Below are 20,811 nucleotides of genomic sequence, written 5' to 3'. Positions count from 1 at the left end.
TTGAAATCTACGTTAGACGATTTCCACGGCGATAAGAGTCAAATCGTCCTGTATCGGCTCTCCTTGCAGGAATAGATTCAAGTCTTTCTGAACCTTGGAAATTTGGTCTTCGGGACTCAAAGAAGAGGATAAAACAATCGAATTTAAGAACCTCGCTTCGCCGAATTCGTTTTTAGTCGCATTAAATTGTTCGTAAATCCCATCCGTAAAAAGATAAATTCGGTCGCCAGATTTTAATTTTACTTTTTCGATATAATATACGAAGTCTTTCTTAAGTCCGAGAATCGCCCCGGTTTTATGAAAGAGATCCGTCTTTCCCTCTCTCAAAAGGATCTGAGGCGGATGACCAGCGGACGAATACTCCAAAGTATGATTTTTTACGTTTATATCCGCGACGACGCAGGTGAGATATAAGGTTTTAAATTTTTCAAGAATAACTGCATTCAATCCTCCTAATAGAGAAGAAGGATTTTTTTGGACTTTTTTTAGATGTTCATATTCGCTCTTGATTGCCATAGTAATCAAAGCGGCTTGAACTCCGTGCCCTGTCGCATCCGCCACGAAAAATCTGTAAACTCCGGGACGAATTTCGAAAAGATCGTAGAAATCCCCTCCGACCTCGTCCATAGGCCGATAGGAAACCGAATAAAGAATTCCCGGAAGAACCGGATGTTCCGGTAAAATACTACGTTGGATCCTTTTGGAATACAAAAGATCCTTCCGTATAATTTCCAAAGATTGCATGAGTTCTTGTGTACGAAGTTCCACCTTCTTTTCCAACTCTGCGTTTAAACTTGTAATATCCTCATATAGTTTAGCATTTTCTAATGAAATTGCGGCCTGTGAAGATAGGATTTCGAGAATTTCCAACTTATGTTCGTCGAACACGTCATAAGTGAGTCTGTTTTCCAGATAAAGAACACTCAAAATTCTTCCTTGTTTCGTGATAGGCAGACAAAGAAGCGACTTCGGTTGTTCCGCTCCGATATAAGAATTCAAAGAATGCGGAGATTCCTTAGAAGACGTATTGTTCAAAAGTATTCTTTGTCCCGAACGATAACAATAATAGACGATTTCAATCGGTAGCAAATCCGTAGCGTAGTCCAAAATCAGAGATCGAGGAAGAATATCCTCTCTTTCGATATCCTGTCCCGTTTCCACGTATAGACCGTCTTTTCTGGGAAGTATCAAAAATCCTCGAGTCGCTCCCGCGTTTTCCATGATTGTTCGCATTAATTTCTTTAGAAGCTCGTCTTGTTCTATAATTTCAGAAATGGATTGAGAAGACTTTAAAACGCTTCTAAAATCCAGTTTTTCGGCGGACTTCAGGATCGTATCCCAAAGAGTTTCTTCCTTCATGCGGAGAAGTATTCCCACATCTTCCTCGTGTCGCCTCATCGCCTGAATTTGATTCGCTTTCGTGGTAGCGCCCCAGGTTCGATATTGTCTTTCCGAAACCTTTAAAAGATAATTTGCGTAATGTTTTCTCCCCCTTTCAAGTTCCCATACGCCCGCGTGTTCGTGAACGATCGCTTTTCTAAGATTACCTTCTTTTTCCTGAAGAGAAGATAATGCCAGTTCGTAGAACATCTCCGCATTCGCAAAATCCTTTTTATATCTATTATATTCCGCTTTTAGAATATAATAGTAAGATTGAAAATTATTGGGAAAAGTTTTCGACCAAACTTTGAACAAGGAGATTGATCTTTTGATAAAGAATAAATCCGGCCAACTTAACCTCCTTTTCAATTCGTTAGAGCGAATCAAGTGAAGAGATTTATAGAATCTGTATTCGGAATAGATGAAAATCGTTCTGGACCTTTCCAGATCATTTGCAAATCTCTCGAAAACTCCCAACCCCTCTTTCCATTCCCCGCTAAGATAAGTTTCCTTTCCTCTCAAGACCGCATACCAAGCGCTTGCGGTTCCGTTCGCGTTCGGCACTAGAACTTCCCGTTCGAAAACCTCCGCGGGCATTTCCTGATCCTTATAAATCAAATTCTGCTTGGAAGGATTTGCCAAACTTCGAATCAAGAAATCGGAACTTGCGACGACCGTATAAACGGTCTCGTAACCTAGTTGTTCTCCCCGCTTCGCATCTTTAATTAGAATTTCATGATACGATTCAGAAGTATCCGAAGAATACAGATGATAAATAGAATGTGCGATCAAAGAGAACGCGGCCCAAAGATAATCTCCGTATTGAATGCACTTTTCGTACGCCTCGTCGGCGAGTAAGACCAATTTGGAAAAAGGATATCTATAGTAATCAAGGAGCATATTCTTTCCGAACAGATATCTGCCACGAATGCGATCCGCGTTAAAAATCTGAACGATATATTCGCCGAGATCCCAGTATCGAAGTGTCGTTTTAAAATTTCCGGTCACCACAAAAAGAAGAGAACCGAATCCGGCATAACCGAAAAAACTCACCGGAGAATTTCCCTCCTTTAGAGTGATGTTCATCAATTTTAAAAACAGGAATACAAACAACTTACCGTCGGAATGTTTTCCGTAATTCAACATATTCGTAAGGATGTTGATGGTTTCTATTTTATAAGGATCTTGATTTTTTTTCGCTTCCCGTAATTGTTCCGGACTCCTACCTCTTTGATAATAAATCATCTTTAAGAATTCGAAGATGAGAACCATGATTCCGGGTTTTTCCGGAAATCCGACGTCCAAAGATTGAAGCGCTTTTAAACCGACTTTGTAGGCTCCTTCGAGATCGTTCTTTGCGTTCATCACTTCCAATTGCATGAGATAAACGTCGACGATTTCGATCCTATCTTGCAATCGAGAAAGCAGAACTTGAACCGCATCCTCCGCTTCGAGGGTTTTAGAAAGAAAATACGCGGACTCGGCAAAAGACTTATAAATTTGAAAGCATTGCTCCTTTTTATCCTTCCAAGATTCCTCTGTGATCTTTTTTTTCAGAAGAGTGAAAAGGTTATAAGCGGTGTTAAACGCCGCGGCAAGTTTGGCCGAATTTCCGGCGAGGATGATGTAATGGTTGAAGATCTCGACTTCTTCTTTCGAACTTAGAATTTTTTGGGATTTGATCAGGTGGTTTGCAATCTCCAAGATCCGTTCTTGTTTGGAAGAAAGTCGATCCGATTCGATCAAAAGCCAGGCTAGGTTTTTATGAATTTCGGCTCTTTGACCCGGAACTATCGATTCTCCGATCACCTGATTGATCTTATCATGCGAAAAACGAAATGTGATTCCTTCGAAAACTCTATCCTTATCCAGTTCTTTCGCATTCTCTTTTTTTAATATTTGTAAAACCGGATAAAGGCTTACCTGCGATTCCTGATATATGATGATTCCTTGTTTAATACATTCCCTAATTCCAGTCTCGACAATCTCCGGAGTGTCCTGAAAATACCGATACAAAATTCCCAAATCAAAAAGATTTCCAACACACGCCGCTACCTTTAGGAATTTTTGCGTATCCTCCGGAAGTCTTGTAATTTCTTCCGTGAGAAGATCCAAAACGTTTTCGGTCACGGTTTTTTTGATAATCTGATCCCAATCCAGACTCCAAATCCCCGAACTCTTCTGATATCGTATAAAGGATTCCGTATAAAGCGTATTGAAAAACTGATTGAGAAAAAATGGATTTCCGTTCGTTTTCTGATAAAGAATTTCTGTGAGTTTGTCCGAATCTTCCTCTTTCAAATCCAAACTGTCCATCACATAACTTCGAATCATAGTTTGATCAAGTGGATTCAAGGAGATCTCTTGAAGAAGAATTTCCGAATTCAAAATACTTTCCCGAAAAGAGTTTAAGAAATTGGAATATTCTTCCTCGTTCCTAGAAATAAATACGAACAACATTCCTTCCCATTCGGTCTGTCTGGATATGAACTCGATAAGAGCAAGAGACGCAGGATCGGCCCATTGAATATCGTCTAATATAAGTAAGGCCGGATTTCGCCGGTTGAAACAGACGGATAAAAATCTTAGGATTACGATGAATAAAAATTGATCGTCCTTTTGACTCTGGTGTTCCGACGGAACGGGAAAGATTTCCGTCAGATTTTCGATCTCGGGTATGAGTTGGGCCAAAAGTCGGATATTACCTCCGAGTTTCTCCTGAATTTTTTTTCGAAAGGACTGAATTTCGTATTCGGATTGGGTTAAAAGATGATTGGATAATTCGACTAAAACCTGTCTGAGAGCAAAATAAGGAATCTCCCTTTTGTCTTCCTCAAACTTTCCTTTAAAACTTCGTAATGTATTCAATTCTTTAGAAAGAATCGTGTCCTGAATCAAGGAGGTTTTTCCGGTTCCCGACTTTCCCTTGATCAGAATGGATGCTTTTACTCCGGAATAAACGGAAGAAATCGCTTCCTCTATGATTTCCTTTTCCTTGTCCCTTCCGTATAACTTTTCGGAGATTCGGAACTTATTTTTTTTTTCGGTAAAACCGGGGATAAATTCCAAAATGCTTCTTTGAGACCGAACGGAATCGTAAAGAAGCTGCAAATCGTACTGCAAGGTTTCCAACGAGAAATATCTTTCCTCGGGCATCTTGGAAAGTAATTTCATTACGAGATTCGAAATTGGAACCGGAATCTCTTTTCTTTTTTCAGATACCGGAATGGGAACGCGAGCTATGTGAGAATGTATGATTTCCAATGGGTCGTCGGATTCGAAAGGAGGTTTACCCGTTAAAAGCCAATAGAATAAAGCTCCGATAGCATAACCGTCCGATCGAAAATCCACGGAACGATTGAGCTTTCCGGTCCGTTCCGGAGAACAATAAGCGAGTAACGTAGACGATATCTGTAAAGGGGCAGGATTTCCTTTTTCGCCTATGAGCAAAGAAGAGGAGCCGAGCCAAGCAAGAACGGAGGTTTTAGTACCAACGTCGTAAAAAAAGGAATTAGGACCGATCTGATTGTGAAGAACCCCCTGCGAATGTAGACGAACCACATTTTCCGTAACCGAAAGTGCAATTTGAAGCGATTCCTCCACGGTTAACAGACCGACCTCAGATATATAATCCGACAGAAGAACACTTTTCAGATTTTCATAGACGAGGCAGTATTTATCTTGAATCGTTAATATACGTTCGGGCTTTAAAATATGATCGTCGGAAATCAGCTTTCCAATCTCGTACTCGTTCAAAAAATAGAAAGAATCCTCTTCTTTAGTTTTTTCTTTCTGAATTCTAAGAATTTTTGTTTCGGATTCCCCCTTTAAGATCCCTCTGTAAACCGTCGAGACATGATCTTGCAGTAGGATTTCATTCGTTTGAAAGGCGGTTAGATCCGTTCGAGTAGACATTTTTATTTTCTAGTCTTTGCGAATAAATAAACATAATACGCATCCGCTATAAAAACCAACACACCCAAACATAAAACGAAATATTCCTTCGGGAAATAGAGAAACAAAAATAACGTAAAGAATACGGTTCCTAAAAATTTACACCATGCGATCGGATAAGAAAATAATCTGTTATCATTCGTCGAAAGAAACAAAACCGGATACATGCCCGAAATAAATAGGTTCAGTATATATGCGGAATTGGATCCGGTGAACAGGTCGTAACGATTGGCATAGTAAGTATAGATCAAGGCCCCCCAAGAAAGCAGTAAGACCAGGAGTAAAAATCTATATTCTGATATACTAATGGAAATTTTGAACTGCTTTTGACCGAATCTATATATGTTGTAAAAAATCAGAACGTCCAAAAGGAATGCGATTTTATAACCCCAATTCAAAACGATTCCCATATCCTCCTGGATGACAAAACCCCAGAGAAATTCCCAGACGATATTTCCGCAAGCAATGAAGACGGGCATCTCTACGAATTGTTTACGGTTCGAGTCCACGATCAATGCGAAGTAAACGTATGCCCATAGGATCACTCCCGAAAATAAAAAGATATTTTCAACAAGAGTGAATTTTCCCAGGTAATAAGGATCGGTTAGGAACTTTTCCCAGAATCCCATTGACTACGCTCCCCAGTTTCCCTTCAGAGAAGGCGGAATTTCGAATTTTGCCTTCTTATCTTTGTAATAGAAGTTGTCCATTCCTAAGATAAGCTTTGATGAAAAATGAGAGACAAGTTTTTGAAAATGATCATTTTCGCTTAAGGTTTCATCAAAGTCCAACATGATTTTTTCTATGATCCCACCTAACACTTCCTCCTCTTTGCAAGGAAGCCCCAGAATCTCACAGTTTTCTTTCCCTAAATAGTTTTGAAGGAAATACAACGGTACTCCGTCCAATAAGTTTCCGGGTAGCATGTATTCCATAAAATCCAAAAGTGATTTCGCGAGAATTTTACCGGCCTCGGATTCTTTTCTTTGATCTTGAAAAATAGAGAGTCCGAGTGCGTAAGAATCCTCGTAATTGTCCGGAGACAATTCGGGGATCACTCCTAAGATATGTCCCACTACTTTCCATAGGTGAATGTACGCGTTTTTTTCCTCTTCGCTTAACGTAATTCCGGAAAACATAAGACCTTCCAAGATCAAACTCGAAAAGGATTGTAAGGTGCCAGCCATGTCTTGTTGATTGATCGGTTTGCCCCATTCTTCTTTCCATCTTCCCGATTCGATTATGAAGTGACGAATCGACGCGTGCATGAGCCTTACCTTTTGCACGACTCTAATTCCCTGCCCTCCTTGGGAAAGTCCGCCTTCCTGTAAAACGGATACGACGAATTGTGTCGTTTCCATCAGTCTTCTAAATACTTTTTGCGTGGAACCGTTCTCTTCCACAAGTCTTCCCGTATGAACAAGAACCTCCGCTCCGTTGCCGCAAGTATATGCCATCGGTAAAGATTTACAGCAAAGAATCATAAGGATCTGAGGTCCATACGTCGCGAAGATCCGTTCCGCAATCCGGACCTTTTTAAAATCGGTCCATTCGGGAAGAACGTTCGTCTTTTCGAAGTATTCCTTAAAGTAAGAAGGAAACGACGTCGGTATAGGCCCGAAATTTTGCGTTAGTATATTGAATAAAACTAAACTTTTTAGTTTTTCTTTTTCGTCGGATTGAAAATAATCCTGAATGACCTGATCTGCATAAACGTCGGTTACGGATCTATATTTTGTAAAGTTTTGCATTCAACATTCCTCATTCGAGTCACAAAGTTTACGGAACCTCCGAAATGTGAAAAGAAAAATAACTTTCCAGAATTCTAAATTTGAAAAGAGTTTACCGATGCAAAAAGAGAAACTCCCTTCTTTGTTCGGCTTTAAAATTTCACCTTTGATTGGGATCGTATTCGTAAGTCCTTTGTTAGGCGTGGGAATCTTCCAACCATCCCACAACACCCGATACGCCGGAATGGCGGGAGTCAATCTTGCGATCGGCGGTTCTCCGATGGACGTAGCGACCAATCCCGCAAATCTCACACGAAGTCAAAAAGGCGGCCTTGAATTCGGAATCGGTCTTCCTTACATTCGTTCCAAATATACGGATCGACTTATGGATGCGGATCCGCAAACCGCGTATAGTAATTCTCAAAATTATAATATTCTTGCGCCCTTGCCCTACTTCGGAATGAACGTTCCGATCACGGACCGATTGAACTACGGAACGGGGATTTATGTTCCAGGAGGGGGAAGCGGTCATGTAAACGGAATTCTCAGAGTGACTCCCAACGGCCAATCTCTGAGAGATTGGTCCGGTTTGGATATTCCGGGACCGATCGGAGACTCAAGAAAAATCAAAGAAGATCTGTCGACCACCTTTTATGTCGTAAAGATGACGAACGCGCTCGCGTATCGACTCGGAAATCTTTCAGTGGGTCTCGGAATTGAAACGATCTACTCCAAACAAATCGCTTATCAAAAACTTTACGATATCACTCATACTCTGGAAATTCCGGGTCAAGGTTTCGATTATAGGAGTCGAAACGCGTATTCTATGGGAGCTATATTCGGACTTTCTTATACGTTCACGAAGCGGTTTCGAATTGCGTATTCTTATCAGGCTAGAAACATTCTTCCTTTGGATGGAGGAATACAGATAGGAATCAACGACGCGAATTATTATAGAAGGACAGGAGTATCCGCCACTTTTAATCTCCCCGAAAAACACGGGCTCGGTTTTTCCTTCGGCGGAGAACATTTACGGGTTGGTTTGGATTTTCTTTATTACAATTACAATTCCTACAATCAGACGTTTAAACAGACATTGGAAGACCCTTGGTTTCCGACCCCTTTCGGAAAGACAAATACGATTTCTCAAAATATCGCCTATCACGATTCCTGGGCCGCCGCAGTCGGCCTTGAATACAAAACGGATTCTTTTGTATACAGAGGAGGTTATCGTTACAACACGGGGGTAGTGAAATCGGAAGGAATAAGCGCCTTACAGGCCGGCATCATGGTTCAACAACTCTCGACTCTGGGAATTAGTTTTCTTTTAGGCAAATGGAGCATCGACTTAGCGGTTAATTATTTGTTCTCCAAAAAAATAATCGCAAATCAAGGAAACGATTGGGCGGTATTGCATTCGGTGTTCGGTCCGAACGATATTCGAGTTCTAAATTATTCCCAGTCTTTGCAATCGGATGTACCCGCGATTTTATTCGGCGCTTCCTACCGATTTGATTGAAGAAAAGTTCCGAATAAATTTATAAAGAACTTATCGTAAAATCTAGTTTCCGTTTCGAAAAAACTTACTTTCTTTAAACGTGAATTTCGAAGTAAGAAATCGTATGTTATTTTCCTAGGAAAAAATTCAGTCCTTTCGACCAAAACCCAATTAGATCGTGTAATCTTCAACGTAAACCTTTACCTTTTTGAAACGGATATGAACCGTCTCGCCGGGAAGCAAGTTGAGAGATTGGAACTCCGAAGAATTGAGCTGTGATTCCAGGATCGAACCCGTATCCAAACGTTTGAGATCGATCTTTACGGTTCTACCGGTCGAGTGAATATATTGAATTTCCGCGGGAATCGTTTGAGCTTCGATCGGCGCTCTCAAAATTTCCACGTCGTAGGGACGCACGTAACCGACTGCGGATGCGCTTTCAATTTCGGAATGTTCGGGAGTGTCCACCTTGATTTCTCCGAGCTGTGTTTGACCGCCTTGCACTCTACCGTGAAAAAGATTCACATCGCCTAAAAAGTGAAACACAAAAGAATTTATAGGATGATTGTAAACTTCGTCCGGAGTTCCGACCTGTTCAATCTTGCCGGAATTCAAAATGACCACCTTATCCGAAACCTCCAAAGCCTCTTCCTGATCATGGGTCACGAAGACACTCGTGATATGAATTTCGTCGTGAAGGCGCCTGAGCCAGTTCCTCAGCTCCTTTCTGACTTTTGCATCCAGAGCTCCGAACGGTTCGTCTAACAATAAAAAACGAGGTTCGATCGCCAGTGCCCTTGCAAGTGCGATCCTTTGTCTTTGACCTCCGGACAATTCGGAAGGATAACGGTTATGAAAATTTTCAAGTTGAACGAGCTTTAAAAGACTCATCACCTTGTCTCGGATTGCTTCCTTACTCGGTCTTTCCGATCTTTTTCTCACCTCCAAACCGAAGGCGATATTTTCAAAAATCGTCATGTGTCTAAAAAGCGCGTAGTGTTGGAATACAAAACCGACACCTCTATCTTTCGCATTTTTCTTACTGACTTCCAGACCTTCAAAAATCACCTGGCCTTCGTCCGCGTCCTCAAGTCCCGCGATAATCCTAAGTAAAGTGGTTTTACCGGAACCGGAAGGACCAAGTAAAGCGACTAACTCTCCCGCAGGAACTTCCAAAGAAAGACGATCGATGGCGGTAAAATTTTCGAATCGTTTTACGAGATTCTTAACTTCGATACCCATTACTATATCTCCTCTTGGAGCAATTTTTCTTTTCTGGTGATTTTGATCTTACTTTCCAAAATCTGTTTTGCAACGAGGGTGACTAAAGATAAAAAAACGAGAAGAGAAGCCGCGGAAAAAGCGGCCACCGAATTGTATTCGTTGTATAGAACTTCAATCTGTAAAGGTAATGTGTTCGTTTGTCCTCGGATATGACCGGAAAGAACGGAGACAGCCCCGAATTCCCCCATCGCTCTTGCGTTACAAAGAATGATTCCGTATAACAACCCGTATTTGATTCCGGGCGTTACGATTTTAAAAAATACTTTGATCGGGGAAGCTCCTAAAAGAAGTCCCGCTTCCTCTTCTTCGATTCCGGTCGAATCGAGTAAGGGAATGAGTTCTCTCGAAACGAAAGGAAGAGTGATAAAAACGGTCGCGATAACAAGCCCCGGAATGTTGAATACGATTTTGATGTCCATTTTTTCCAACCAAGGCCCGAACCAACCTTGCCTTCCGAAAAGAAGAATGAAGATCAAACCGGAGATCACGGGCGAAACGGAAAACGGAGAATCTATGATCGTAAGAAGCCAACTCTTTCCCGGAAATTCGAAACGGGTCAATGAAAATGCGGAAACGACTCCGAAGATCGTATTCAAAGGCACCGCGATCGAAACCACCAAAAGAGTCAGCTTGAGAGCAGACACGGTATCGGGTTCCTGAATTCCTTCCAAGTAGGCCCAAAGGCCTTTCGAAAACGCCTCGTGAAAGACCGTATAGATGGGAAGGATCAAAATCAATCCGGTCAGAAAAAAGACCGCTCCGATAAGAATACTTCGAACGAGTAAAGATTCCTGTCTCATCCCTTTCTCCTTGCGGTAACCGTCTGAATAATATTGATACATAATAATATACTAAAAGAGATTACGAGCATGACAAATGCGATTCCGGTCGCCTCTTCGTATTCGTATTGTTCCAACTTCGTAACGATGAGCAAGGGTAGAATTTCCGTTTTCCCCGGAAGGTTTCCCGAAATGAAAACGACGGAACCGTATTCTCCGATTCCTCTCGCAAATGCCATCGCAGTTCCCGTAACGAGCGAAGGAAAGAGTTCCGGAAAAATTACTTTTCTAAAAATCTGCCAGCGATTGGCGCCTAAACAATACGCAGATTCTTCGAGCTCTTTAGGAAATTCCTCCAAAACGGGTTGAACCGTTCTTACTACAAAAGGAAAACCGATGAATATGAGGGCGATCACGATTCCGACCGGAGTATATGCGATTTTGATTCCGTAAGGTTCGAAAAGTTTTCCGATGACTCCGTTCGGAGTATAAATTGCAGTGAGCGCGATTCCGGCAACCGCGGTCGGTAATGTAAAAGGAAGATCCACAAGAGAGTCGAGCAAGGATTTTCCGGGAAAACGATAACGAACCAAAACCCATGCGAACAAAAATCCGATGAACAAATTGATGATCGCCGCAACGGCTCCGGCCCCGAAACTTAAGTAAAGGGCGGCTAAAATTCTCTCATGAGTAAGAAGTTTCCAAAAACCTTCCCAGCCGATTCCGGAACTTTTCAGAAAAAGAGCGCCTAACGGAATGATGACGATCAAACTTAGGTATGTGATCGTAACGCCTAACGTAATACCGAAAGCGGTTTTTCCGTAGGGTTTGGTTCTAAAATTCAAAGTAGGCACGATTTCTCCATTCGAACTTAAGAGTTTTTTATTTAGTCTTAGCCGTAATCTGATCGAAGATAGCGCCATCCGCGAAGTGTTTTTCCTGAGCCTCCTTCCAAGAACCGGCAACGTCTCGAATTGTGAACAGTTTCAAATTTTTGAATAAACTCTTATATTTGGACGCGATCTTCTTATCCGTAGGTCGATAGAAATGATTCGCGATCGTTTCCTGGCCTTCCGGAGTGTATAAAAATTTCAAATAACTTTCGGCGACTTTGAGCGTATTGTGTTTTTCCGCATTTTTCGTGACAACGGCTACGGAAGGTTCGGCTAAAATGCTCACAGATGGAAATACAATTTCAACGCTCGAATCCTTTGCGGTTTCTTGGAGCGCCAAATGAGCCTCGTTTTCCCAAGAAATGAGAACATCTCCGATTCCTCTTTGAACAAACGTAGTTAAGGAACCTCTTGCACCCGAATCCAAAACGAGAACATTCGCATAAAGACTTTTTACAAAGGCTTTCGCTTTTTCTTCCGACCCGTATTTTTCTCTCGCGTAACCCCAGGCCGCGAGATAATTCCAACGCGCCCCGCCTCCGGTTTTAGGATTCGGCGTAACTACTCCGACTCCGGGTTTTACGAGATCGTCCCAGTCCTTGATTCCTTTCGGATTTCCTTTTCTGACTAAAAATACGATCGTAGAAGTATAGGGAGAACTTTGATGGGGAAGCAAATTCTCCCAATCGGTGGAAAGAAGTTTCGCTTTTTCCGCAATCGCTTCGATATCGTGCGCAAGCGCCAAGGTTACTACATCCGCTTCCAATCCGTCGATAACGGCCCTTGCTTGTTTACCGGAACCTCCGTGAGATTGGCGGATGACTAAGTCTTCTCCGGTTTGTTTTTTCCAATGTGCGATGAAGAGTTTATTAATCTGAGAATACAATTCCCGAGTCGGATCGTAAGAAACGTTTAAAAGTTTGGTTTCTGAAAACAATGAAAAGGAAACAAAGAACAATACACATGCGAAGGGAATTTTTAAAGATTTGAATTTCATTTCGATCTCTCCTCGGACAACCCTACAACAAAACGAAAAAAAAATCTAATTTATTAGATAATTTGATCCAATATTCTTAAATCTTCTCTAAAAGTAAAGAAATTTGTAAGCTTATAAGCCAAGGATTGTTTAATAGAGTTGTTGAAAGATTCAATAGTCGATATGAACAAACCCCTTCAATCGCCCATTTCAATGAAACAAAAACAAATGATAATTAATTTTTCAACAACTCTAATGTAACGTGAGCAGGGTCGTAAGAAATCCATGATTCGGAAGTTGGAATTTGAACTTTGTAAATCTATTCTTAAAATGTGGGACTACAACAAATCGCGACTTTACGAACAAATTCTAAAAGTAGAGACTCCTATACTTTTAGAAAATTTTTTCTCATTTTCAACCAGCGAACTCACGTTAATGAAAAACTCAAACACTCAAAGCCTATCCCAAACCTTAAAATCAAATCCGTAATAAAACGTAGGAGTTCCCACAGAAACCGTCCCTTTGCAATTTATTGTTTTCGAATAGACTTTATTTGTAGGAACACTCTAGTAAGGTTCCTACATTTTGAAATTTGGGGACAAGTTCTAAGTTCAACCAAGACCGAGCATGTGCCCCAGTTTTAATTTTTTGGTCATCAGATAATTATGATTGTCCGAACCCGGTTGGATTTCGATCGGAACCCTTTCCACAACTTCCAAACCGTAACCGTCCAAACCGATAATCTTACGAGGATTGTTCGTTAAAATTTTCATTTTAACGATACCGATCTCTCTCAAAATTTGGGCTCCGATTCCGTAATCCCTTAAATCCGGAGCAAAGCCGAGTTTTTCATTGGCTTCGACAGTATCATATCCTTTATCTTGAATATTATAAGCCTTTAATTTATTGATCAGACCGATTCCTCTTCCTTCCTGTCTCATGTAAAGAAGCACACCTTTTCCTTCCTTGGAAATCATTTCCAAAGCGGAATGTAGTTGCGGACCACAATCACATCGGTTACTCGAAAAAATGTCCCCGGTCAGACACTCACTATGAACACGAACCATTGTGGTTTCTTCTTTTTTGATGTCACCTTTGATGAGAGCGACATGAATCTTATCGTCTATGAGAGTAGAATACGCTCGGATCGTAAAGTCTCCGTATTCGGTGGGTAATTTGGATTCTACTTCAAGGCGAATTAAATTTTCCTTCGCTCTTCGATAACGGATCAAATCTTCGATCGTATAAATATTCAGTCCATGTTTCTCTGCAAATTTTTCCAGATCCGGAAGACGAGCCATAGTCCCATCATCGTTCATAATTTCGCAAATAACACCCGCAGGATACAAACGGGCAAGTTTCGATAAATCAACCGCCGCTTCGGTGTGTCCCGCCCTTCTTAAAACCCCGCCCGGAACTGCCTGAAGAGGAAACAAATGTCCGGGACGCATCAAATCAGAGGAGACGGTTTTATCATCCAAAAGAGTTTGCACCGTAATCGCTCTGTCTTGCGCAGAGATTCCGGTGGAAGTTCCATGTTTCGCATCAACCGAAACCGTAAACGCAGTCCCGTGTTTATCTCCCAAGGAGTAATCGTCCACCATTCGGTTGAGTCCGAGTTTTTTGAGACGCTCTGCTTCCATTGGTATACAAATCAGACCACGGCCAAACGTAGCCATAAAATTGATTTTTTCCTTATCCGCAAATTCAGCCGCAACGACAAGGTCCCCCTCATTCTCCCGGTCTTCCGAATCCACAAGAATAATCATTCTTCCGGACTTGATTTCTTCAATTGCATTCTCAATGGGTTGAATCATAGATCTTCTTACCATCTCTTCTATTGGACTGAAATTTGGCTACAGAAACTTAAATATCGAACTTATCATGAGCTTGTCAAAAATGATATAACGTTTAGACCTTACATTCTTTAAAATAAGACTTCTTTGAGTCTAGTGAAAGAGGAACTTTTAGTCTCTTGCAAGTCGTTTTTATGGAGAAATAATCTCGAAACAAAACGTACGATATGGATTTTCAAAACGATTCCTAACAAGAAAACGAAAAAACTCGAACCCAAATAGAGAATCTTGGATCATTTGAGACCCGTCCTTAAAAATCGGCTCCTATCCGCAGGCCGCCCATTACAAAACAAAATCCGAGGTCTTTTAGGGTATCACACTCCAACATCTATTTCAAAAATAACTTGTAACATATCCTAAAACTCAAGGCTTTTTCGACTCATAGATCTCCGTGACGACAAATTACAAATGTTACGCGACATTTAAGATCAAGCTAGAGAATTTTTAGATTACATTCAAACCAAAAACTATTCCTTAGATTTCAGAAGTTGTTCCAAATAACGCGCCACAAGGTCGATTTCTAAGTTGAGAATTGTGCCGGAACTCCAAGACTTAGCATTCGTTTTTTTAAGAGTCTCGGGAATCAAAACCAGATCGAATTCATCCGAACGAGAATCCACGACAGTCAACGAAATCCCATCCACGGTAATGCTCCCTCTCGGTGCGATGTATTTCGAAAGGGAAAGATCGTTTCTGACCGTATAACAAACCACACTTCCCCCTTCTCTTTCTTCCTTGCTGAGAACTTTTCCGATCCCATCCACATGACCGCTCACGAGATGTCCTCCCAAACGGGTTGTCGGAAGGGCACTTCGTTCCAAATTGACTTCTGCGTCTTTTTTTAGAAATTTGAAGTTCGTAAGTTCTAACGTTTTAAAACTGGCGTAGAATCGAAAACGGTTTCCTCCTTCAAAAAACTCGGTAACCGTCTGACAACAACCGTTAACCGCAATCGAATCGCCTAATTTGAGATCCGGCCGAGTCCACTTCGTCTCCACTAAAAAATCTCTTCCTTCGGTTGTTTCTTGAATTTCAAGAATCCTTCCGGTGGCTTCCACTAAACCCGTAAACATCCGTGCGCCTCCCAGATATCTTCTCCTACGTTCGCTTTCCAAAATAAGGTCTCCGCATTCGTAACAAACAAAGGTTTTATCCCATCGGAAACGGAACGAGAAGATCGAATTTTCAGAATGAGATCGTTCTCCCACATTTTAGAGGAGAACGTTTCATACATCAGATTTCCCCCCTCCACAAGCAACAGGTTCACTCCGATCGAAGACAAAAATGCAAAACATTCTTCCGCGAGTGTTTCCGGATCGAAGGTATAAATTTCCTTTTCCGTGAGGGATCGAAGTTGTTCTCTGGTTCTTTCCTCAAAAAATGCCCCTCTTTTGAAGAGAAAAATGCATTTTTTAGAACCGTTTTTCCCGTTGATCTCCTTTTGCTTTTCAATCCATCCCTTCGGTATATTCTTTTCTTCGAATATAACAAAAACACGATACGGTTGATATCGTTCCCGGAACTTCCGGTGGATCTCCAAAATTTCCGGCTCAAATCCATATTTTAGGACATTCTTCAGGAAGTAGGAAGCCCCGAAAAATCCCTCGTTTCTATTAGGAATATTTGTACTTCCCGGATTTTTTCCCGCAACATGATCCAAATCCTTCAACTCTCCCTTAAAGGAAGAACCGTACTCGAACTTCAAAACACCCGCCCTTTCCAAGTCGGATTCCGCTTCGAACCCGCGGCTGATATCCAGTCCATTGTTTTCTCCGATCCGAAATTCCAAACCGGGGTTATCGCGGAACAAGGTTCCCGGCCCGACGAGCACCGCGTCGCACTTTGCCCGTAAAATCGACGTTAAGTGATTAGAAATATTTCCTGAAAAACGGATCGGAAACTTATCTTTGGAGGAAAAAAAACCTTCTTTGGAAAGTGCGGTCTTCAGTATCATAGAAGGCTTTTTTCTTTCGATCCGAGAAACAAATCCGAACAAACTTTCCTCCGCGATTTCCCTCAAACCAGGTTCGGCCACAACTAGAATTCCTCCCCGTTGGCAAAGTTCCAATCCTTCGTTCTCCCGAACGAGCGGGTTCGGATCCTTTCGGCCGTAGTAAAGTGTCTTCGGTTTGTGTTCTAAAATCAGATCCAAACAAGGAGGGGTTTTTCCACTATGAGTACAAGGTTCCAGAGTCACCCAAACGTTATGCGGTTTTTGGGAAAATCCATTCTTTACAAATTCGTAATATGCATTTCTCTCCGCGTGCGGTCCTCCGGTTGGAGAAGTCCTACCTTTGGCAAGGATACGCGTGTTGTCAACGTCCGTGATAAGACAAGAAACGGGCGGATTCGGAGAACTTTCGCCCGTCGATAAAAAGGAAAGTTTACGCAATTCCTCCCGAAATTTTTCCGGGAGAGGGGTCATCAGCCTCGAACCTTTCGTACAATATGGTCGTAAATATCCACGAGAGGGGCCGCGATAAAAATGGAAGAATACGTTCCGATAACGATCCCGAAGGTGAGTACATAAGCGAAGTCGAAAAGTTCGGTCGCTCCTCCAATGATGATCGCAACAATGGAGATCAGAGTCGCAAAAGAGGTGTTAAATGTTCTTCCCAGAGTCTGATTGATCGCAGAATTGATGGTCTGACCGAAAGTTTGATCCAAATTTCCAGACGCATTCTCCCGAATTCGATCGAAAACGACGATCGTATCGTTGATCGAATATCCGAGGAGGGTTAGAAGAGCCGCGATGATCGGAACACTCGGTTTGATTTGGAAAAATCCGATAAACGCAACAGTCAGTATTAAATCGTGGGTCAAGGCCACAATCGCTCCCAAAGCAAATTTGAATTGAAATCGAAAACTGATATATGCAAGAATAATCGCCATTGTAAGTCCGAGCAGAGTGATTCCGGTAGAAGAAAGTTCACCTCCCACGATTGCACCGACCTGATTGGCGCTGAGTATATTACTTTTATCAATTCCAAAATCCGCAATCAGGATAGAGATAAGGGCGTCAATGCCGGAAAGCTCCACCTTGTCCGTAGGCTTCAATCCGTTCTTTTCCCTGTACTTTTGCAGAATGAAATCTAGAGAACCGAGACCGATATCGATTTGATAGTGATGTTTTTCCTTATCCAAGAGTAAGAGCACCGCTTCGATCTTATTTTCCGTAAAATAGCTTTCCAATTTTTTACGGTCCGTATTTTGATCGAATTCGATTACGGTCCTAAGTCCCCCATTAAAATCCAAAGAATTCGCAAACCCTCCGTGAACGAAGTACGTATAACCAAAACCGAATACGATCAGAACCAAGGAAAAGCCGATGGAAACGTATTTGTATTTTATAAAATCAAACATTCTCAATACTCCAATTTTTTAAAGCCGAGCTGGAGTCTTTGAACTCCCAACTTATTGACCAAAAGATCCATCACCAAACGGCTTAAGAACAAGGATGTAAAAAGAGAAGTAACGATCCCCCAACAAAGCGTAATCGCAAATCCTTTAATAGGACCGTTTCCGAGGCGGATCATCAAAATTCCGGAAATCAACGTGGTTACGTTACTGTCTATGATCGTCCAGAATGCGTTGTCAAAACCCTGCGCCACCGCAACCGCAGCGGATTTACCGGCCCGCAATTCCTCTTTGATCCGTTCGTAGATGATCACATTCGCGTCAACCGCCATACCCACGGTCAAAATGATTCCGGCAAAACCTGGCAAAGTCAAAGTAAATCCCATCAAGGAAAGGAGAGCGCTGAGGATTAAGATGTTCGCAAAAAGGGCGACATTGGCCACCAAACCGGAAAGACGATAAATCAAAATCATGTAGAACATGACAAGAACGAATCCGATCAGAACCGCCTTCATACCAACTTCGATGGATTCGATCCCGAGAGTGGGTCCGATAAATCTCATTTCCAAAACTCGGAGAGGAATTGGAAGCGCTCCTTCACTGATTACGTTCGCAAGATCCGCCGCCTCTTCTTTGGCAAAAGAACCGTCGATCTGCGCTACACCGCCCGCAATCGCACCTCGAATCGTAGGAGCGGAAACCACTTTGTCTCCCCAAACAATAGCTAAATTTCTACCTTTGTTTTGGGAAGTGATCTCGAAGAACTTTTCGGCTCCCGAACTGGTCAATGTAAACGAAACGATATAACCGAAGGAATTGTTTTCAAAGGAAGGCCTTGCATCTCTCATATCCCTTCCGTCCAGAGCGATCGCCTTTTCCAAAACGATGAACCGTCTCGGAAGTAAAGGAGAATTTTGATTGTTTCCCCTCGCCCAATAGGCGAAAATTCTGTACTTATCTTTGGGAATTTTATACTTATCTTCCAAGGCTTGTAGAAATTTATCCTGTTCCGCCTTACCTAATTTCTGTTTTACAATATTCTGATATTGAACGATATCGGTTTCTTCTCTTTTTTTCAGTTCGAGAAGTTTATTTTCTTCCTGCTGGATAATTGCCGCGTAGGTAAGTCCGTTCCCCGCCGAATTCTCGGGTTCTTCCAGTCGATATTCCACGGTTTCGGTGTTCTGGATGATTTCCAGAATTTGGGAAGAGTTAGTCACACCGGGAAGAGAAACCTCGATGGAATCCTGATCCTTTTGAATCCGCACCTGAGGTTCGGTGAGGTTCTGGCTCGTAAGACGGTTGTCTATGATGAGTTTCGCCTTTTCCAGTTCCAAAAGTTTTCGGCTCGGAGAAAGTTCAAAATAACTTTCAATCTCGCTCAGACGATCCTTGGCCTTTTTCTTTTCCTTTTCGTCGGCAGAAGGATCCGCCACGGTCTTTTGTAAAGTTTCAATTTCTTTAATATAACTTTCACGAAGTTTGGAAGCGTAGTCTTCAAAATCCCCTTTCAGAGCGACCCGCATCCCGCCTTGCAAGTCGAGACCGAGTTTGATCGTAAGAGGACGTCCTTTGGTAATCCATTCCTCCACGAAAGTCGGACGGAGTTTGTTTTTGGCTTCCAAAATCAGCTCCGGATTTTCCTGAGAGATTTGGTTGATCTTCGCGGAAGTGATGAATCTACCTTTGACCAAAAAATAAGTTTCGTCCTGAAAAGCGGTCGGAGCGGGAGTCATTGTCCAGCCGGATTGTTTGTATTCCCGATTCCAACGTTCTTCAAACCGGGAAAGAGCCGCCTTTTTTTGCTCTGGCGGGAGAGAAATAAATTCTTTTTTGATCGCAAGTTCCAACTCCCTAGTCGCAAAGTTGGGATAAAGTATTACCGTAGCCACTAAAACAATAGTAAGCGGCAGGAAAATCCATGTCGCAGATTTCAAGGGAAACTCCTAATCTCTTCTCATTTTATTGATCGTAACCGGGGATCTGCGACTAGAATTGCCACGCGATTTGCCCGCTTTCAATCGATACAAAGCAAATAATAGAATAAATACTACAATGATAATTGGTTTTTTATATTCGGAAAGAAAACCAGTAAAGGAACCGGACTTTTGTCCTCCCTGAACTTTCTTTTTTTCCTCTTCCTTTTTTTTGTCTTCGCCTAACTTCAATATTTCGGAAAGGCTACTCCTAAAGGAAGCTCCCTGCTCCGACGTTTCGGATTCGACAGAAGAGGTATAACCGGGCAGATTGTTCGGGCGAACCTTCATCTCTTCGTTGACCCAATACGGTTTGGGTAGTTCTCCCAAACCGGTTTTGGAAGCGCTCTCAAGCGATTGTCCATCTACGTTACCGGACTCTTTGGTTTGTGTATTGGAATTCGATGTATTGGAAGAATTCGATCCGTTATTCTGAGAACCGTTCGAAGTATTGTTTCCGGAAGAGTTGCCCTCGTTATTATCCGGCTCCGTATTTTTCTTTGAATTTTCTGGATTGGTCGGAACAGTAGAAAACTTTTTAGACTTCTTTTTTTTGAATTTTCTTTTTTCCTTTTTTTTGGAAATCTTAGAACCGTTCGAAGAGCCAGAATTTGAAGATTTTTTACCGACGGTCTTCTTTTTGGGTTCTGAAACCTTTTCTAAAAAATCGATTTCTTCCCCATCCTGAGAAAACAAAGACAAATTTCCCAGAAATACAAAGATCAGAATTGAGACCGCGGCTTTTTTCATTTATCTGCTTGTTTCTTTTTTAAAACGGTACTCGCGGTAAAGGATACGTTCGTATCTTTTGCGATGCTGAGAACGACAACCTCGTTGTTGTCCTTGATCTCTACGACCTTACCGTGAATTCCGGACGAAGTAATCACTTCGTCTCCTTTTTTTAAACTGTCGATCATCTCTTTACGTTTCTTTTCTTCGTTCCTCTGCGGGCGGATGACCAGGAAATACATAATCACGAGCATAATCGGGATCAGAAGCAAAGTGGAAAAAGGAGATTTATCCCCTTCTCCGGCGGCCTGCGCCAGTTGTAGTAATATGCTGAAATTAAAAGTCATGATTTACTTTCCTGTTCGGTCTTTTTTGTCAAACTCTTACCAGTATTTTTCC

At 42.0% G+C, this 20,811-nt stretch carries 15 protein-coding genes; 1 reads left to right on the top strand and 14 read right to left on the bottom strand.

Going from position 1 to position 20,811, the window contains the following annotated elements; genetic code table 11:
- Nucleotides 1-12: 12 nt before the first annotated feature.
- From LEP1GSC062_RS04330 to LEP1GSC062_RS04320, 3 genes are read right to left on the bottom strand one after another with little or no spacing between them, the layout of a single operon-like run.
- Nucleotides 13-5,295, bottom strand: a complete 5,283-nt coding sequence (locus tag LEP1GSC062_RS04330; RefSeq protein ID WP_020983575.1) for a trifunctional serine/threonine-protein kinase/ATP-binding protein/SpoIIE family protein phosphatase — start codon at nucleotides 5,293-5,295, stop codon at nucleotides 13-15.
- Between the two features lie 2 nt (nucleotides 5,296-5,297).
- Complete coding sequence (locus tag LEP1GSC062_RS04325; protein ID WP_010578536.1) at nucleotides 5,298-5,963, bottom strand: transmembrane-type terpene cyclase; 666 nt, start codon at nucleotides 5,961-5,963, stop codon at nucleotides 5,298-5,300.
- A 3-nt stretch (nucleotides 5,964-5,966) separates the two neighbouring features.
- The gene (locus LEP1GSC062_RS04320; protein ID WP_020983544.1) at nucleotides 5,967-7,085 is read right to left on the bottom strand and encodes an oxygenase MpaB family protein; all 1,119 of its coding nucleotides are present in this window, start codon (nucleotides 7,083-7,085) and stop codon (nucleotides 5,967-5,969) included.
- Nucleotides 7,086-7,182: 97 nt separating this feature from the next.
- On the opposite strand from LEP1GSC062_RS04320, the gene LEP1GSC062_RS04315 reads away from it, so the two are divergent.
- A complete protein-coding gene (locus tag LEP1GSC062_RS04315; protein WP_051201226.1) occupies nucleotides 7,183-8,583 on the top strand; it encodes an OmpP1/FadL family transporter in 1,401 nt (466 codons plus the stop codon).
- Between the two features lie 150 nt (nucleotides 8,584-8,733).
- Here LEP1GSC062_RS04315 and LEP1GSC062_RS04310 read toward each other — a convergent pair whose 3' ends face one another.
- The 11 genes from LEP1GSC062_RS04310 to yajC form a co-directional block, all read right to left on the bottom strand.
- Nucleotides 8,734-9,804, bottom strand: coding sequence for a sulfate/molybdate ABC transporter ATP-binding protein (locus LEP1GSC062_RS04310; RefSeq protein WP_010578540.1), 1,071 nt, complete (start codon nucleotides 9,802-9,804; stop codon nucleotides 8,734-8,736).
- Between the two features lie 2 nt (nucleotides 9,805-9,806).
- Nucleotides 9,807-10,646 carry a sulfate ABC transporter permease subunit CysW gene (cysW, locus tag LEP1GSC062_RS04305; protein ID WP_010578541.1) on the bottom strand — a complete coding sequence of 280 codons (840 nt, stop codon included), beginning with the start codon at nucleotides 10,644-10,646 and terminating at the stop codon, nucleotides 9,807-9,809.
- Complete coding sequence (cysT, locus tag LEP1GSC062_RS04300) at nucleotides 10,643-11,479, bottom strand: sulfate ABC transporter permease subunit CysT (protein WP_020983501.1); 837 nt, start codon at nucleotides 11,477-11,479, stop codon at nucleotides 10,643-10,645. Before cysT ends, cysW begins: the two co-directional genes overlap by 4 nt.
- A gap of 28 nt (nucleotides 11,480-11,507) precedes the next feature.
- On the bottom strand, nucleotides 11,508-12,515 hold the full coding sequence (locus LEP1GSC062_RS04295) for a sulfate ABC transporter substrate-binding protein (RefSeq protein WP_010578543.1): 1,008 nt from the start codon (nucleotides 12,513-12,515) through the stop codon (nucleotides 11,508-11,510).
- Nucleotides 12,516-13,105: 590 nt separating this feature from the next.
- Complete coding sequence (locus LEP1GSC062_RS04290) at nucleotides 13,106-14,311, bottom strand: bifunctional 3,4-dihydroxy-2-butanone-4-phosphate synthase/GTP cyclohydrolase II (RefSeq protein ID WP_020983517.1); 1,206 nt, start codon at nucleotides 14,309-14,311, stop codon at nucleotides 13,106-13,108.
- A gap of 506 nt (nucleotides 14,312-14,817) precedes the next feature.
- The gene (locus LEP1GSC062_RS04280; protein WP_010578545.1) at nucleotides 14,818-15,423 is read right to left on the bottom strand and encodes a riboflavin synthase; all 606 of its coding nucleotides are present in this window, start codon (nucleotides 15,421-15,423) and stop codon (nucleotides 14,818-14,820) included.
- Complete coding sequence (locus LEP1GSC062_RS04275) at nucleotides 15,408-16,775, bottom strand: bifunctional diaminohydroxyphosphoribosylaminopyrimidine deaminase/5-amino-6-(5-phosphoribosylamino)uracil reductase RibD (protein ID WP_010578546.1); 1,368 nt, start codon at nucleotides 16,773-16,775, stop codon at nucleotides 15,408-15,410. Before LEP1GSC062_RS04275 ends, LEP1GSC062_RS04280 begins: the two co-directional genes overlap by 16 nt.
- Nucleotides 16,775-17,713 (bottom strand): protein translocase subunit SecF, encoded by a 939-nt coding sequence (gene secF / locus LEP1GSC062_RS04270; RefSeq protein ID WP_010578547.1) that lies wholly within the window; start codon nucleotides 17,711-17,713, stop codon nucleotides 16,775-16,777. Before secF ends, LEP1GSC062_RS04275 begins: the two co-directional genes overlap by 1 nt.
- A gap of 2 nt (nucleotides 17,714-17,715) precedes the next feature.
- A complete protein-coding gene (secD, locus tag LEP1GSC062_RS04265; RefSeq protein ID WP_010578548.1) occupies nucleotides 17,716-19,644 on the bottom strand; it encodes a protein translocase subunit SecD in 1,929 nt (642 codons plus the stop codon).
- Nucleotides 19,645-19,653: 9 nt separating this feature from the next.
- Nucleotides 19,654-20,433: an SRP-less Sec system protein gene (locus LEP1GSC062_RS04260; protein ID WP_020983509.1), complete on the bottom strand. Its 780-nt coding sequence runs from the start codon at nucleotides 20,431-20,433 to the stop codon at nucleotides 19,654-19,656.
- Nucleotides 20,430-20,759 (bottom strand): preprotein translocase subunit YajC, encoded by a 330-nt coding sequence (yajC, locus tag LEP1GSC062_RS04255; protein ID WP_010578550.1) that lies wholly within the window; start codon nucleotides 20,757-20,759, stop codon nucleotides 20,430-20,432. Before yajC ends, LEP1GSC062_RS04260 begins: the two co-directional genes overlap by 4 nt.
- Nucleotides 20,760-20,811 lie beyond the last annotated feature (52 nt).

This window comes from Leptospira alexanderi serovar Manhao 3 str. L 60 (genome assembly GCF_000243815.2).
In the GTDB taxonomy this organism is placed as follows: domain Bacteria; phylum Spirochaetota; class Leptospiria; order Leptospirales; family Leptospiraceae; genus Leptospira; species Leptospira alexanderi.
The sequence above is the reverse complement of the archived record's forward strand: the minus strand, read 5'-3'. Positions and strand labels throughout refer to the sequence as shown.